Here is a 15702-nt window from a genome sequence, read left to right on the forward strand (position 1 = left end):
ACGAGCCTACTGCGGGCCAATGAGAGTTGCGGACGTGCCCGGGCTGCCCGGCGGTGTCGCCGACCACTTCGAGGGCGAGGGCGTCGAAGAGCTGTACCCGCCACAGGCCGAGGCCGTCGAGAGAGGCGTCACCGAGGGCGCGAACCTGGTGGCCAGCGTGCCGACGGCGAGCGGGAAGACGCTGATCGCGCAGTTGGCGATGCTGTCGGCGATCGCCGAGGGCGGTGACAGCCCCACGTTCTCGGGGGACGGCACCGCGCTCTACATCGTGCCGCTGCGGGCGTTGGCGGGGGAGAAAGCCCAGGAGTTCGAGGCTTTCGAGCGGTTCGGGCTCTCGGTGGGCGTGTCGACGGGGAACTACGAGCGCGACGGCGCGCGGCTGGCCGACAACGACATCGTGGTGGCGACCTCCGAGAAGGTGGATTCGCTGGTGCGGAACGGGGCCGGGTGGATCGACGATCTGTCCTGCGTGGTCGCCGACGAGGTCCATCTCGTGGACGACGACCACCGCGGGCCGACGTTGGAGGTGACGCTGGCGAAGCTCCGCCAGCAGGTGGCCGATCTGCAGGTGGTTGCGCTGTCGGCGACGATCGGGAACGCCGGCGAGCTTGCGGCGTGGCTGGACGCCGAGCTGGTGGATTCGGACTGGCGGCCCATCGAGTTGCGGACGGGCGTGCATTACGGGCAGTCGCTGCATTACGACGACGGCACCCAGGCCGAACTCTCCGTGGGGTCGGGCAGCCAGACGGCGGCCGTGGTGGCGGACACGCTGGCCGACGACGGGTCGACGCTGGTGTTCGTGAACTCGCGGCGGAACGCCGAGGCGTCGGCGCGCCGGCTGGCCGATGTCACCGGGAACGCGCTGTCGTCGGCCGAGCGCGAGCGGCTGGCGGACATCGCCGCGGAGATCCGCGGGGTCAGCGACACCGAGACCAGCGACGAGCTTGCCGACGCCGTCGCGTCGGGAGCGGCGTTCCATCACGCCGGCCTCGCGCGCGAGCACCGCGAACTCGTTGAGGAGGCGTTCCGGGATCGGCTGGTGAAAGCCGTGTCGGCGACGCCGACGCTGGCGGCGGGCGTGAACACGCCCGCCCGGCGGGTCGTGGTGCGGGACTGGCAGCGCTACGACGGCACGGCCGGTGGGATGCAGCCCCTGGACGTGCTTGAGGTCCACCAGATGTTCGGGCGTGCCGGCCGGCCGGGGTTGGACCCGTACGGGGAGGCCGTGCTGTTGGCGAACAGCCACGACGAGTTGGAGGAGCTGTTCGACCGGTACGTGTACGCCGACCCGGAGCCGGTGCGGTCGAAGCTGGCGGCCGAGCCGGCGCTCCGGACGCACGTGCTGGCCGCCATCGCGACCGGGTTCACGACGACCGAGGACGGCCTCCACGAGTTCCTCGGGGGGACGCTGTACGCCACGCAGACCGACGACACGGGGCGGTTGCGGTCGGTCACGGGGGACGTGTTGCGCTACCTCGACCGGAACGGGTTCGTGGAGCGCGACGGCGCGGCGTTGCGTGCGACCGCCACCGGGCAGTTGGTGAGTCGGTTGTACGTCGATCCGATGAGCGCGGCGACGATCATCGACGGGCTGCGCGATGCGGCGCGGGACGCCACCGAGACCGACGACGGGGGGGCGTTTCGGCCGGCCAGCGAGCTGGGCGACGACGCGGCGCTGCCGGCGGACGCGAGCGTGGAGCCGACGCCGCTGGGGCTGTACCACCTCGTGAGCCGGACGCCGGACATGTACGAGCTGTATCTCCGGTCGGGGGACCGCGAGCAGTACACGGAGGTCGCCTACGAGCACGAGGACGAGCTGCTGGGGGCGACGCCCCGCGAGGAGCAGGCGGAGTTCGAGGACTGGCTGTCGGCGTTGAAGACGGCGCGGCTCATGGCGGATTGGGCGTCGGAGCTCGACGAGGAGCGCATCGCCGAGCGCTACGACGTGGGACCGGGGGATATTCGGGGGAAGGTGGAGACCGCGGAGTGGCTGTTGAACGCCGCCGAGCGGTTGGCGGGGGAGTTGGACGTGGAGTGTGGGCCGGCGGTCCGTGAGGCCCGCAAGCGCGTCCAGTACGGGGTCCGCGAAGAGTTGTTGGGGCTTGCGGGAGTGCGGGACGTCGGGCGGAAGCGCGCGCGGCGGCTGTACAACGCGGGCGTGGAGTCGCGGGCGGACCTCCGGAACGCCGACAAAGGCGTGGTCCTGGGGGCGGTGCGTGGGCGGGCGGCCACCGCCGAGCGGATCCTGGAGACCGTCGGCCATCCCGACCCCGGGATGGATGGCGTGGCCGCCGATACGGATGCGGCCCCGGAGTCCGGCGGTGAGGCGGGCGGCGACGAGGGCCAGGCGAGCCTGGGTGATTTCTCGTGAGGATCGTCGAGGGCGTCGCGGTGGTCGAGGACGTGGACGCGTTCGTGGCGTCGCTGGGGGCGGTGGGCGACGAGCACGGGGTGGCGGTGCAGGCGTTCGACGCGGCGTACGTCGCCGGCCGGGAGCACGTGGAGAGCGCGGTAACACACGCTGCGCGGGCGTTCGATCGTGGGGCGAACGTCGCCGACGAGCGCGCCGTGGAGATCCTGTTGTACGCGGCCGGCCGCCGGCAGATCCGGCGCGCACTCGACATGGGTGTGGACGAGGGGCGACAGCCGGTGTGTGTGGTGGTGGCTGGTGGGGGCGACGAGGCGGCGGCGGCTGACGCGGTGGCGGCGATGTTGGCGTCCGTGGAGCCGGTGGTTGGGGCGGCGAGTGAGCCGGCGGTGTTGCGGGCGTTTTTCGACGTGAGTGAGGCGGAGATGGCGGCGGTCGACGGATCACTGGCCGGCGTGGTGCGTGAGCGGGTGGCGTTGCTGGACGTGGAAAAGTAAGAGGTTCCAGTTGAAACAAAGGGGTTGTGACTGGCCGCCGTCCGGCGGTTTTCGCGTTCGGAATGTGGAGCGGTAGCGTGGGCGACCCCGGGGTAGGGGTGTCGTGTACGCCAGAAGTAGTCCCGGGAAGATTCGAACTTCCGTCGAAGCCCCCAGAAGGCTTCAGGATTGGCCACTACCCTACGGGACTGCGTGGCTGCACCAGACAAAACGGGTGTGGTGGTTATTAGTGTTGCGAAGCAGCGCCGACAGCCGGGGGCGAGCCACCCACGGCGTATACGTGGATATATCGACGCCTATTTGCGGCCCGAGAATGCACGGACGCGTATGTACATCGGACGGTTCGTCGTCGTGGGGCCGTCGGTTGCGGCGTACCGCGTGTCCTCGCGGTCGTTCCCGAACCGCAAGCTCATCGAGCGCCCGGCGGGGCTGACGGTGGTGCCGACGGCCGACGCCGAGGAGACGACCAACCCCTACGTGTCGTACAACTGCGTGCGGACGGCTGGCGGACACGCCGTCGTGGGCAACGGCAGCCACGTCGACCCGATCACGGAGAAAGTCGACCGCGGATACCCGCCCCGGGACGCGCTCACGGAGGCGTTGCTGGCCATGGACTACGAGAAAGACGACTACGACACGCCCCGGATCGCGGGCGTGCTGGCGCCCGACGGCACCGCGTACGTCGGGATCGTGCGCGCGGACGCAGTGCTCGTGCGGGCGGTCGAGGAGCCGACGCTGGTCGCGACCTACGAGAAAGACGCGCCCGAGGCGATCGGCTTCGACGCCGCGACGGCTGCGGACGCGGCGCGTGAGGCGTACAGCGCGGCGTTCGAACACGCGGTGTGTGCGGCCGGCGTCAGCCGGCGGGGCGTGGGCGACGGCTACGACACCGCCGTGGTGAACGATCCCTAGCGGGGCGACCGGAGAACTAAGACCGGGGACGACCGAGACGTACGTATGCGAATCGGCGTTGTCTCGGACATCCACTCGAACCTGGTTGCATTGGAGGCCGTGCTCGCGGACATGCCGGCGGTCGATCAACTCGTGTGCGCGGGCGACGTGGTGGGCTACAATCCGTGGCCGGCCGCGTGTGTCGACACGCTGCGGGAGCGCGGCGTGCCGACGGTGATGGGCAACCACGACCGGATGGTGGCGACCGGGCAGAACTTCCAGGGGAACGGCATGGCGCAGGCCGGCATCGAACACGCCGTCGAGGAGCTACACGACGTCCAGCGGACGTGGATCGAGAACCGGCCCGCGGAGCAGCGGCTCGCGGACGGGCGCGTGCGCGTGATCCACGACCACCCCGAGTTCCGGGACAAGTACACCTACCCCGACGAGTTCGAGCCGTCGCTGCTGGGGCGTGGCACCGACGACGACACCCCGATCGAGGACGTGTTGATCCTGGGACACACGCACGTCCAGCACCACGAGACGTACGCGGCGGGCGTCGTGATGAACCCGGGCAGCGTCGGACAACCGCGCGACGAGGACCCGCGGGCGGCGTACGCGGTCGTGGACGTCGACGACCTGTCGGTGACCGAGCACCGCGTCGAGTACGACATCGACGCTGTGCAGGCGGCGGTCTCGGATGCGGGGCTGCCGGCCCGGACTGCCGACCGGCTGGCGAGCGGCCGGTAGGCGGGTTACGCGACCGGCTGGAGGGCCGCGGAGAAATGCCGGAGTTCGGTCAGTTCGGGTTCGGAGACGATCTCCAGGCCGGTGACGTCGGTGCCGCGCTCGCAGACCGCGGCGGCGGTGTCGGCGACGTGGTCGAGGTGGTCGGGGCCGTACGTGCGGCGGGGGAGCGCGAGCCGAACGAGGTCGCGGCGGTCGGTGTCGGGGAACGCGAACCGGCCGAGTTCCACGGCGCGAACGCCGCCCTCGCGGTAGAGCTCACAGACGAACGCCTGCCCGGGGAACTGCTCGCGTGGGAGATGGGGGAGCGCGGCGTTGGCGTCGATGTAGACGGCGTGGCCGCCGGTCGGCTGGTAGATGGGGACATCGCGGTCGGTGAGGGCGTCCGCGAGCCGCTGGACCTGGGCGACGCGTTCGGCGACGTACGGCGGTTCGACGGCCTCCCGGAGGCCGACGGCGAACGCCGCCATGTCGCGGCCGGACATCCCGCCGTACGTCGAGAAGCCCTCGTAGAGGATGCCGCGCTGGCGGCACTGCTCGTGGAGGCGGCCGTCGTCGTGGAGGCCGACGAACCCGCCGACGTTGACCAGGCCGTCTTTCTTCCCGCTCATGACGCAGGCGTCGGCGTACGAGAGCTGCTCGCGGGCGATGGCGGCGACGGAGTCGTGCTCGTAGCCGGGTTCGCGCTGCTGGACGAAGTGGGCGTTCTCGGCGAACCGGCAGGCGTCGATAACGAACGTGGCGTCGATGTCGTCGGCGAACGCGGCGACCTCGCGGGTGTTCTCGATGCTGACCGGCTGGCCGGCCATGGAGTTGTTGGTGATGGTGAGCACGACGACGGGGACGGCGTCCGCGCCGACGTCGTCGACGACGCGGCGGGCGCGTTCGACCGAGAAGTTGCCCTTGAACGGGGCGTCGGTGTCGGGGTCGCGCGCGCCGTCGACGGGGCAGTCGACGGGCGTGGCGTCGTTGGCGGCGACGTGCGCCCGCGTGGTGTCGAAGTGGGCGTTGTTCAGAACGGTGTCGCCCGCCGAGAGCACCGCCCCGTAGAGGACGTTTTCAGCGCCCCGGCCCTGGTGGGCGGGGATGATGTGCTGGAACCCCATCACGTCCTCGGCGGCGGCCGCGAGGTCCTCGAAGCTGGCGCTGCCGGCGTAGGCTTCGTCGCCCTGCAGCATGGCCGCCCACTGGTCGTTGCTCATGGTTCCGGTTCCCGAATCGGTCAGCAGGTCGACGGCCACGTCGTCGCTTGCGAGTTCGAAGACGTTGTGGCCGGCGTCCGCGAGCGCGGCCTCGCGGTCCGCCCGGCTGGTGTCCTCGATGCGGTCGACCATCGTGGCTGTGTGAGAACGCATACGAAACCGGGAGAACGGCGACCGCCATAGGTCCGGCGTGAGAACTCCGTACGGCGGTGTACAACTGCGTGCGGTGGTGTGGGGTTGGCTACGAGCCGAAGCCGTTCTGGACGACATCGAGGGCCGGCTCGCGGTCCGCCCAGGAGACGAAAACCGCGACGGAGGTGGCCGAGGAGATGATGTCGATGACGTTGATGTTGCGGTCGGCGAGCGGGTCGATGATGCGACAGAGGACGCCCGGGCGGTTGGGGAGTTCGCCGCCGAGCACGCGGATCGCCGCGATGTCGTCGGTGACGGTGACCGAGGACAGCTCGGAGACGGCGATGACCTCCTGGTGGAGGATGTTCTCGGCGCGCTCGGCCACTGACTCGTCGACGTAGAACGTCATCGAGTCCATGCCGGAGGCCACGGCGTCGACGTTGATGTCGCTGTCAGAGAGCGCCGTCGAGAGCGCGGACGTGATGCCGGGGCGGTTGCGGATGGCGCGCCCGGCGACGGTCAGACAGGCCAGCGGCGAGTCCCGCATGTCGATCATGCTCTCGAAGGTGCCCTCGATGCGCGTGCCCCCGGACAGCAGGTCGCCGTGCTGGTAGTGGATCACGCGGACGTCGAGGGCGTCGTCTTTGAACGAGAGCGCGGACGGCGCGATGACTTCCGCGCCGCGAAACGAGAGGTTGCGGAGTTCGTCGACGGTGATGCGGCCGACGTTGCGTGCGCCCTCAACGACCTGGGGGTCGCCGGTCATGATGCCCTCCACGTCGGTGACGATGACGACCTCGTCGGCGTCGAGGTACCGCCCGAGCATCACCGCGGTCGTGTCCGAGCCGCCGCGCCCGAGCGTGGTGACGTTGCCCTGTGGGTCCTCTGCGAGGAACCCCGTGATCACGGGGACGGTGTCCCCGAGCCGGCCCGCGAGGCGGTCAACGCCGGCGGCCGTCGCGTCGGCGTCGACTTCACCGCGCTCGTTGGTGACGATCGGCCAGTCGGTGGTCCCGGGTTCGAGGAACGTCGCGTCGACGCCGCGAGCGGCCAGCGCGGCCTTCAGCATGCGCACGGACGTGCGTTCGCCCATCGAAACGATCTCCGCGCGGTCGGGTTCGTCGGCGTCGAACGTGATGTCGTCGAGCAGTTCGTCGGTGGTGTTGCCCATCGCCGACGCCACCACCGCGATCTCGTGGCCGGCCGCAACGGCGTCCGCGATGGAGTCCGCAGCGCGCTCCACGCGGTCGCCGCTCCCGAGGCTGGTGCCGCCGAACTTCGTGACTACGCGCACCGGCGGTCACCCGTACAGCGTCCCGTACTCATTGCCGCCGGCTATGGGAGCCACCGTAGATAACTGCTTGCATGGGTGAGAAGGTTGCCGGCCGGCCCGCACACGAGTTTCAAGAGGGCAGGCGGTGTAGGCGTGTGTATGCACGTTCGGGACGCGACAGCCGGCGACACGGCTGCGGTGGCGGGGCTCGCGGCGGCCGACATCGACGCCGCCCGGCTCATCCGTGACCGGACCGTTCAGGTCGCGGTGGCCGACGACGGCGACGAGGAGGACGTGATCGGGTTCCTGTCCTACGAGACAGGACGGGACGCAGTACACATCACGCGCATCGCGGGAGACGCCGAAGCGGTCGAGGCGTTGCTCGACCCGCCACAGACGTTTGCGACCCGGGAGACGTTGCCAGTGGAAGTCGTCCGGCCGGCCAACGGAACGGACGACATCACGGCAGCGCTGGTAGCTGCGTCCTTCGAGAGCGCCGGCCCGGGACCGGTGTTCGCCGGCGAACCGACGACCCGGTACCGGTGGGAGCCGTAGTCTAGAGGTCGCGGGTGTTGAACCGCCAGTAGCCGATCGCGGGCACACCGAGGAGCCACGCGATGGCGATCACGAGGAGGACCCACTTGCTGGTGGCCAATGCGGCAGGGGTGTTCATTACACTCGTGAACCCCGCACGGGCAGTGGTAATCGCGTCCGTCGGCGGGATCTGGTTGAGGAATTGACGCCGTCCAGGGGTGAGATTAAGAATGGAGTCCTCGGACGTGGTGTACGCGACGACGGACAGGATCAGCGGCCAGACGAAACTGAGCAGCGTGTAGAACCCGGCGGCGATGATGGTTGACCGTGATGTGGAGCGAGCGAGCGCCGATAGCCCGACGCCGATCGAGGTGTAGACCAGCGCAAGCAGGAGCGCGAACACGGCGAATCCCAGGTAGTTGATGGCGTCTACGGTGGTGTACACGGCGAACACGTATGCGCCGGCGGACACCACACCGATGAAGACGGCGATGAGCATGACTGCGCTGCGGCCGACGATCTTCCCGATGACGACGTCGCGGCGGGTGTGCGGCAGCGACAGCAGTAACTTCGACGTGCCGGATTCGAGTTCGCCGCTGATCGAGTGGATCGTGGCGAGGAGGGCAGTGATCGGGATGAGGAAGTTGACCGGACCCGAGAGAACGGTTAACAGCCCGAAGGTGCTGGTGTCGAAGTAGTATCCGTACCCGGCCGCAGCACCCAGCATGAACACCACGAACAACGCCGTGAGCGCCCAGAGGGCTTTCGATCGGACGGCGTCGCTGAAGTCCTTGCGTGCGATCGCGGCCCAGCTCATGCGGGCATCTCCTCCGTCGTGTAGGCGGAGAACACGTCGTCCAGGGACGCGTCTTCGGTGGCGAAGTCCTGGACGGTCGCGCCGGTGGATTCGATGGCGTCGAGGACGTCCGTTTTCGACGCGTCGCCGGTCCGAACAACCAGATCGGAGGCATCGACGGACACCTCCGAGACGCCGGGGATGGCGTTGGCGGCGGCGACGGCGTCGTCAGTGACCGCGTCCAGGGTGACCGTCAGCGTGGTGGTGGCGTCGGTGGCCTCCCGGAGCGCGTCGATGGAGTCCTCGGCGACGAGCGTGCCGTTCTGCAGGATACCGGCGTGGTCACAGATGGCCTCAACCTGGCCGAGAATGTGACTGGAGAAGAACACGGTCGTGCCGCGGTTGGCTTCCTCGGTGAGGATCGACCGCATCTCCCGCGCGCCGTTGGGGTCCAGGCCGGAGGAGGGTTCGTCGAGCAGCAGCATCTCGGGGTCGCCGACGAGCGCGATGGCGAGCCCGAGGCGTTGTCGCATTCCCGTCGAGAACCCGCCGGCTTTGCGGTCGGCGGCCTCCGGGATGCCGACGCGGTCGAGCAGCGCATCGGGATCGTTGGTGGCGTTCTTGGAGTCGATGGCGAACTCCACGTGTTTGCGTGCGGTGAGGCGGTCGTAGACCGAGAACCCCTCGGGCAGCACGCCGATGCGCTGGCGGATCGCCTGGGAGTCGGCCTGCGCGTCGTACCCCAGAATCGTTGCGCTTCCGGTGGTCGGCCGCACGAAGTCCAGAAGGATGTTGATCGCCGTCGATTTCCCCGCCCCGTTGGGGCCGAGGAAGCCGTATATCTCGCCCTCGTCGACCGTTATGTTGAGGTCTGTGAGGGCGGTGACGTCCCCATAGCGCTTGGAGACGCCGCTGAGTTCGATCGCTGGCATACGTTTGCTCAGATTACACGTGTTGGTAAATCGGTTGGGGTGGTTCTCAGCGCCAGCGAGCGCGGCGTTACACCGTGTCGTCGGGGTCGTGCTCGTCGCGCATGCGGGACGCCTCCGTGCCGTAGCGGTCGACATCGGCGGGGTCCTCGACGGGGTCGAGGTCGTCGGCGGCGACATCCACGGCGGCGGTGGGGTCGCCGGCGTTCAGCGAGCGCTGTTTGCGGTGGACGTGTTCGCCGTCGGGCGTGGCGTACGTCAGGCTCAACAGGCCCTTGTCGGTGTATTCGCGGAAGACCAGCCATGCGCGCTCGGTGTCGCTCATGCGTGAGGGTTCGGTGAGCGACTCCTTGAAGCGTTCGTCGTGGCGCGGAGCGCGACGGCGCTACGAGAGCAGTCGGGCGGCGAACCCACCGACGGCCGACAACACGACGTTGATTGCGACGGTCAGGAGGAGGGAGATCAGGACAACGATGATGAGGAAGGGGGTGCCGGCGGCGAACGTGCCGGCGGCGATGGCTGCCCAGATGACGTAGCTGGGCGCGCCGAACACGGCCCCGGCGAGTGCGCCGTCGAGGGTGGGGCTGCGTGTCGAGGCGGTGCCGGCGACGGCACCGCCGACGAGTTGCGAGAACGGGATGAAGGAGATGGCGGTGGCCACCAGCCCACCGAGCAGCGGGGCGTGCCAGCGCGGCGGGCTGTCACCGACGGCGATCAGGTCGCGGACGCGGCCCCGGTAACGGAAGAACGAGGCGGCGATGAGGACGGTGCCGACGCCGGCGACGAGGAACCCGATGGCAGTCCACGTGAGGAGGGTCTCGATGGCGGCGGCAAGCGCCGGTTGGGAGATGGAGAACGTGAACTCCGGGTCCGCGGTGAGTTCAGCGGCGAGCTCGGTGGCGAAAGCACTGCGGTCGAGGTTGACGAGCAACAGCCCGATGAGGGCGATGATGAGCCCCTGAACGACGAGCAAGGCGGCGATGACGTAGTCGAGTTTGGTGTCGTACAACAGCGACGACTCGCGTGGGGTGTTCGGCGTGGCCATTGTCAGTGGCGTCCACTGGGTGGCCCGTAAGTCCACCGGTGGATGGGGTGGGAGACCCGGTGGTTGAAAGCCGTCGCGGGCGTACGTGGGTGTGATGAACGGCGACGAGGTGCGGGCGCGCGCGAGCGAGCTGCCGGCGGAGCCGGGCGTCTACCAGTTCGTCGCGCGCGACCCCGATGGGACGGCCGACGGGGAGCGAGTGCTGTACGTGGGGAAAGCCGTGGACATCCGCGACCGGGTGCGGTCGTACGGCGACCCGCGCAGCGAGCGCATCGCCGGAATGGTGGCGCGCGCCGACGACGTGACCGTGGCCGTGACGGACACCGAAACGCAGGCGCTGTTGCTCGAAGCGAACCTGGTGAAACGCCACCAGCCGCGGTACAACGTCCGCCTGAAAGACGACAAGTCCTATCCGCTGGTGCAGGTGACCAGCCACCGGGAAGCGCCACGGATCGAGGTGACGCGGGACCCGGATCCGGGGGCGGCGGCGTTCGGCCCCTACACCGACAAGGGGGACGTGGAGACAGTCGTGAAAGCGGTGCGGTCGGTGTACGGGCTGCGTGGGTGTTCGGAGCACAAGTACCGGGACCGCGAGCGGCCGTGTCTGGACTACGAGATGGGGTTGTGTGCCGCACCGTGCACGGGCGCGATCAGCGAGCGCGAGTACCGCGAAGCCGTCGAGAGCGCGACGCGGTTCTTCGAGGGGGAGACGGGCGCGCTCGCGGATCCACTCCGGCGGGAGATGGAGGTGGCGGCGCAGGCCGAGGCGTTCGAGCGCGCGGCGAACCTCCGGGATCGGCTGGCGGTCGTCGAGGGGTTCCACGTGGGCGGCGGCGCGGCGGTCGCCGCCGGCGACGCGGACGCCGGGGCGTCGACTGACGTGCTGGGCGTCGCCGTGGAGGGCGACGCCGCGACGGTGGCGCGGCTGCACGCCGAGGGCGGGCAGCTCGTCGAGCGCGACCAGCATCGACTGGACGCTCCGCAGGGCGAGGATCGGGTGGCGGCGGTGCTGGCGGCGTTTCTCGTGCAGTACTACGCCGAGCGCGACCTGCCCGAGCGCATCCTGTTGCCCGAACCCCATGGCGACGACGAGGTGGCGGCGTGGCTGGACGCCGCGGACGTGGCCGTTGGCGTTCCGGGTGCTGGCCGGGAGGCGAGGCTCGTGGAGTTGGCACTGAAGAACGCGCACCGCCGGGCCGGGGGCGGCGACGAACTCGGGGCGCTGGCTGACGCGCTGGGCGTCCGGCGGCCCGAGCGCATCGAGGGGGTTGACGTGAGCCACGCCCAGGGCCGGGAGGTCGTCGGCAGCAACGTCTGCTTCGTGGACGGCAGCGCGGAGACGGCGGACTACCGCCGCAAGAAGCTCGACGAGGAGAACGACGACTACGCGAACATGCGCCGGCTGGTGGGGTGGCGGGCAGAGCGCGCCGTCGACGGCCGCGACGACCGGCCGGACCCGGACGTGTTGCTGGTGGACGGCGGCCGGGGGCAACTGGACGCCGCGCTTGACGCCGTCGAGGCCGCCGGCTGGGACGGCCCCGACGCCGTGATCGCGCTGGCGAAAGACGAGGAGGTCGTGGTGACGCCCGACCGCACGTACGACTGGGGGAGCGACGCCCCCCAGTTGCACGTCCTGCAACGCGTCCGCGACGAAGCCCACCGGTTCGCGGTGGCGTACCACCGGACGCTGCGCGACGACGTGACGACGGCGCTGGACGGCATCACGGGCGTCGGGCCGGAGCTGCGGGCGCGGCTGCTGGGGCGGTTCGGGAGCGTCGCGGGCGTGCGACAGGCGTCGGTGGAGGACCTCCGGGATGTCACGGGTGTCGGCGAGGCGACCGCGGAAACCATCGCCAAGCGGCTGTGAGTGTGGCGGTCAGTCCCAGTCGAGGGAGCCGCCCTGCTGGTACTCCGAGACGTTGCGCTCGAAGAAGTTCGTCTCAGTGTTCAAGTCGACCTGCTCGGTCATCCACGGGAAGGGGTTGTCGGTGCCGTAGACGGGGTCCATGCGGAGCTGTTGGAAGCGTCGGTCGGCGACGTATTCGACGTAGTCCGCGAACTGTTCGCTTGACATCCCCAGGAGATCGTCGGGGCAGGCGTCGCGGGCGTACAGCTGTTCGAGGTCGACGGCGTCCCGCATCAGGGAGTCAACCTCGGCCTCGAAGTCATCGGTCCAGACGCCGGGGTGCTCGTCCCGGATCTGATTGATGAGGTCGACGCCGAAGTTCAAATGCAGTGACTCGTCGCGCATGATGTACTCGAACTGCTCGCCGACACCAACCATCTTCCCGCGGCGCTTCAGCGCGAGCATCATCGCGAACCCGGCGTAGAAGAAGATGCCCTCCATGATGACATAGAAGCCGACGAGATCCCGCAGGAAGTCCCGGAGGTCGTCGTCGGTGTCGATCGTGAACGTCTGATCGTCGACGGCGCGCGTGAGACCGACGACGAACTCGTCTTTTTCGGCGATGCTAGGGATGCGGTCGTACATCCCATACATGTGCTCGGGGTCGAACCCGAGGCTGTCACAGCAGTAGATGAACGTGTCCGTGTGGACGGCCTCCTCGTAGGCCTGCCGGAGGAGGTACTGCCGGCATTCGGGGGCGGTGACGTACTCGTAGATCGCGAGCACGATGTTGTTCGCGGTGAGGGATTCGGCCGTCGAGAAGAACCCGAGGTTCCACTCCACGAGCTGGCGCTCGGCGTCGGTGAGTTCGTTGCCCTGCCACTGGGAGATGTCGCCTTGCATCGCCACCTCTTCGGGCGTCCAGTTGTTCGCAACGCCCTGCTGGTAGTACTCCCGCGCCCAGTCGTAGTCGATGGGCAGGATCTTGTTGGGGTCGTGTTCGGCGTCGCTGTCGAGGACCGGCATCACTGACACACCTCGCAGGTGGGGTCTTCGACACTCGGTAGGTCACCGTCCGCCTCGTCGTCATCACCCCGGAATTGGGTGTCGTCGTACTCGTCCATGTCCAGCGTCGTCTTCTCGATCTGGCTGGCGCCGAGCGTGCGCAGATAGTACGTCGTCTTCAGGCCGAGTTCCCACGCCGTCTGGTACACCTCGGAGAGCTTCGAGCCGTCCGTTTCGGGGAAGAAGACGTTCACCGACTGGCTCTGGTCGATCCAGACGCCGCGGCGCGCGGCGAGCCGGAGCTGGTGGCGCGGGTCGATCTCGAAGGCGGTCCGGTACAGTTCCTGTACGTCCTCGGGCACCGCGTCGAGTTCCTGCACGGAACCGTCGTGGTAGGTGAGTTTGTCGCGGAGTTCTTCGGTCCACAAGTCTCGTTCTTCGAGGTCGGCGACGAGGCGGTCGTTGACCACCGTGAAGTCGCCGCTCATGTTGGATTTGACGTAGAGGTTCGAGTAGACGGGTTCGATGGAGGGCGTGGTGCCAGCGATGGTGGAGATGGTGGCGGTGGGTGCGACCGCCATCGTGTTCGAGTTGCGCATGCCGTGGGTGGCGACGCGCTGACGCACGTCGCTCCAGTCGAGGCGTTCCTCGCGCGGGACCGGAATCTCGCGGCCGCGCTCGGATTCGAGGCGATCAACGGTGTCCTGCGGGAAGACGTCCCGGTCCCACTTCGAGCCCTCGTAGCTCTCGTAGGTGCCGCGCTCGGCGGCGAGGTCAGCCGAGGCACCGATGGCGTGGTAGGCGACGTACTCCTGGAGTGCGTCGGCGCGGTCGAGCGCGTCGTCGCTGGCCATCGGCACCCGCATCTGCTGGAGGGCGTCGTGGAACCCCATCACGCCCAGGCCAACCGGCCGGTGGCGCATGTTCGAGCGCTCGGCGTTCTCCGTCGGGTAGAAGTTCAGGTCGACGACGTTGTCCAGCATCCGCATCGCGGTTTCTACCGTGTCAGAGAGCTGTTCGCGGTCGATGTCGCCGTCGTCGAGGTGGCGCGCGAGGTTGACGCTCCCGAGGTTGCAGACCGCCGTCTCCTCCTCGGAGGTGTTGAGCGTGATCTCCGTGCAGAGGTTCGAGGAGCGCACTGTACCGGCGTGGTCCTGTGGGGAGCGCACGTTACAAGGGTCCTTGAAGGTGAGCCAGGGGTGGCCTGTCTCGAAGAGGCGGGTGAGCATGGTGCGCCAGAGGTCGGTGGCGTCCACGCGCTCGAAGCGCTGGATGTCACCGTCGTCAGCCATCGCCTCGTACTCGCGGTAGCGCTCGGCGAAGTCGCTGCCGTACAGTTCGTGGAGGTCGCCGGTTTCCTTCGGAGAGAACAGCGTCCACCGCTTGTCAGCGCGCACGCGCTCCATGAACAGATCGGGGATCCAGGCGGCGGTGTTCATGTCGTGGGTGCGGCGGCGTTCGTCGCCGGTGTTCCGGCGGAGGTCACAGAACGCGGGGAAGTCAAGGTGCCAGCACGCGAGGTAGGCGGCGGCCGCGCCCCGGCGTTTCCCCGAGCGGTTGATCGCGGCGGTCACGTCGTTCGAGATTTTGAGGAACGGGACGGTACCCGTTGACTCGACGCCCGTGGATTCGATGAGCGAGCCGGCGGCGCGCAGCGGCGTCCAGTCGTTGCCGAGGCCGCCGCTCCACTTCGAGAGTTTGGCGTGTTCCTTGTACGCGTCGAAGATGCCGTCCAAGTCGTCGGGAACGGTGGTAAGATAACACGACGACAGCTGGGCGTGGGTGGTGCCGGCGTGGAAGAGGGTGGGCGTCGAGTGGACGAACCGCAGCGTGGACAGCGCGTCGTAGAACTCGATGGCGTACTCCTCGCGGTCGGCGGGGTCCTCGCGAAGCGCGACGCCCATGGCGACGCGCATCCAGAACGGCTGTGGGAGTTCAAACGGGTCGGCGTCGGGCTCCCGGAGGAAGTACCGCTGTCGGAGGGTGTCCATGGCCATGTAGTCGAGGCGGTCGTCGCGGGCCGGGGTGATGGCGTCTGCGAGGCGGTTAAGGTCGTAGTCGCCCATGCGCTCGTCGAGGAGATCGGCGTCGAGGCCGCGCTGGATGCCGTCACGGAACGCTTGCCGGGTGGCGGCATCCCGGGTGGCGGGGTCGTAGTCGTCGACGAGGCGGCGTTCAAGGCGCTCGCGGAGCACGCGTCCCGCGACGGTCTTGTACGCGGGGTGGCGGTCGATGCGGCCGGTGAGCGCGCCGAGCAGGGCGTCGTATCGTTCGTCGGTGGTGGCGTCGTCGTAGGCGTTGCGTGTGGCTTCGGTGAGGATGCGGTCGCGGGCGTCGGAGTCGATGTCGTCTTCGTGATCGGTGAGCGCGCGGTCGAGTGCCGCAGCGACCATGTCGGATGTGGCTGATGTGGCGTGGGTCATGTGTCGTCTGCCGA

14 protein-coding genes and 1 tRNA gene are annotated in these 15702 nt (G+C 68.9%); 6 read left to right on the top strand and 9 right to left on the bottom strand.

Features of this window, described 5'->3' with window-relative positions; genetic code table 11:
- The first annotated feature begins 19 nt into the window (after positions 1–19).
- On the top strand, positions 20–2371 hold the full coding sequence (locus JRZ79_RS22550; protein ID WP_205251223.1) for an ATP-dependent DNA helicase: 2352 nt from the start codon (positions 20–22) through the stop codon (positions 2369–2371).
- Positions 2368–2865: a KEOPS complex subunit Cgi121 gene (gene cgi121, locus JRZ79_RS22555; protein ID WP_010903768.1), complete on the top strand. Its 498-nt coding sequence runs from the start codon at positions 2368–2370 to the stop codon at positions 2863–2865. The genes JRZ79_RS22550 and cgi121 overlap by 4 nt, the downstream gene beginning before the upstream one ends.
- A 117-nt stretch (positions 2866–2982) precedes the next feature.
- Here cgi121 and JRZ79_RS22560 read toward each other — a convergent pair.
- A tRNA-Gln gene (locus JRZ79_RS22560) sits at positions 2983–3055 on the bottom strand.
- Between the two features lie 137 nt (positions 3056–3192).
- Here JRZ79_RS22560 and purO point away from each other — a divergent pair.
- Together purO and JRZ79_RS22570 are read left to right on the top strand one after the other, a co-directional pair.
- Positions 3193–3777 (top strand): IMP cyclohydrolase, encoded by a 585-nt coding sequence (gene purO, locus JRZ79_RS22565; RefSeq protein ID WP_205251224.1) that lies wholly within the window; start codon positions 3193–3195, stop codon positions 3775–3777.
- A 45-nt stretch (positions 3778–3822) separates the two neighbouring features.
- Positions 3823–4506 carry a metallophosphoesterase family protein gene (locus JRZ79_RS22570; RefSeq protein ID WP_205251225.1) on the top strand — a complete coding sequence of 228 codons (684 nt, stop codon included), beginning with the start codon at positions 3823–3825 and terminating at the stop codon, positions 4504–4506.
- A 5-nt stretch (positions 4507–4511) separates the two neighbouring features.
- Here the strand turns inward: JRZ79_RS22570 and JRZ79_RS22575 are convergent, their stop codons facing one another.
- Both JRZ79_RS22575 and JRZ79_RS22580 read right to left on the bottom strand, forming a co-directional pair.
- Complete coding sequence (locus JRZ79_RS22575; protein ID WP_205251226.1) at positions 4512–5858, bottom strand: tryptophanase; 1347 nt, start codon at positions 5856–5858, stop codon at positions 4512–4514.
- An 88-nt stretch (positions 5859–5946) separates the two neighbouring features.
- Complete coding sequence (locus tag JRZ79_RS22580) at positions 5947–7131, bottom strand: aspartate kinase (protein ID WP_010903772.1); 1185 nt, start codon at positions 7129–7131, stop codon at positions 5947–5949.
- Between the two features lie 138 nt (positions 7132–7269).
- Here JRZ79_RS22580 and JRZ79_RS22585 point away from each other — a divergent pair, with 138 nt between their 5' ends.
- Positions 7270–7665 (top strand): hypothetical protein, encoded by a 396-nt coding sequence (locus JRZ79_RS22585; protein WP_205251227.1) that lies wholly within the window; start codon positions 7270–7272, stop codon positions 7663–7665.
- Between the two features lies 1 nt (position 7666).
- Here the strand turns inward: JRZ79_RS22585 and JRZ79_RS22590 are convergent, their stop codons facing one another.
- The 4 genes from JRZ79_RS22590 to JRZ79_RS22605 form a co-directional block, all read right to left on the bottom strand.
- Positions 7667–8461, bottom strand: coding sequence for an ABC transporter permease (locus JRZ79_RS22590; protein WP_205251228.1), 795 nt, complete (start codon positions 8459–8461; stop codon positions 7667–7669).
- Complete coding sequence (locus JRZ79_RS22595; RefSeq protein WP_010903775.1) at positions 8458–9372, bottom strand: ABC transporter ATP-binding protein; 915 nt, start codon at positions 9370–9372, stop codon at positions 8458–8460. The genes JRZ79_RS22590 and JRZ79_RS22595 overlap by 4 nt, the downstream gene beginning before the upstream one ends.
- 67 nt (positions 9373–9439) lie before the next feature.
- Positions 9440–9694: a hypothetical protein gene (locus JRZ79_RS22600; protein ID WP_010903776.1), complete on the bottom strand. Its 255-nt coding sequence runs from the start codon at positions 9692–9694 to the stop codon at positions 9440–9442.
- Positions 9695–9754: 60 nt separating this feature from the next.
- Positions 9755–10414: a DUF5518 domain-containing protein gene (locus JRZ79_RS22605; protein WP_205251229.1), complete on the bottom strand. Its 660-nt coding sequence runs from the start codon at positions 10412–10414 to the stop codon at positions 9755–9757.
- A gap of 94 nt (positions 10415–10508) precedes the next feature.
- On the opposite strand from JRZ79_RS22605, the gene JRZ79_RS22610 reads away from it, so the two are divergent.
- A complete protein-coding gene (locus tag JRZ79_RS22610) occupies positions 10509–12281 on the top strand; it encodes an excinuclease ABC subunit C (protein WP_205251230.1) in 1773 nt (590 codons plus the stop codon).
- Positions 12282–12290: 9 nt separating this feature from the next.
- Here JRZ79_RS22610 and JRZ79_RS22615 read toward each other — a convergent pair whose 3' ends face one another.
- Positions 12291–13286, bottom strand: coding sequence for a ribonucleotide-diphosphate reductase subunit beta (locus JRZ79_RS22615; RefSeq protein ID WP_205251231.1), 996 nt, complete (start codon positions 13284–13286; stop codon positions 12291–12293).
- Entirely contained in the window at positions 13286–15688 is a 2403-nt protein-coding gene (locus JRZ79_RS22620; RefSeq protein WP_205251232.1) for a ribonucleoside-diphosphate reductase subunit alpha, read from the bottom strand. The genes JRZ79_RS22615 and JRZ79_RS22620 overlap by 1 nt, the downstream gene beginning before the upstream one ends.
- Between the last annotated feature and the right edge of the window lie 14 nt (positions 15689–15702).

The sequence above is a fragment of the Halobacterium sp. BOL4-2 genome (genome assembly GCF_016917835.2).
GTDB classification, from domain to species: Archaea; Halobacteriota; Halobacteria; order Halobacteriales; family Halobacteriaceae; genus Halobacterium; species Halobacterium salinarum.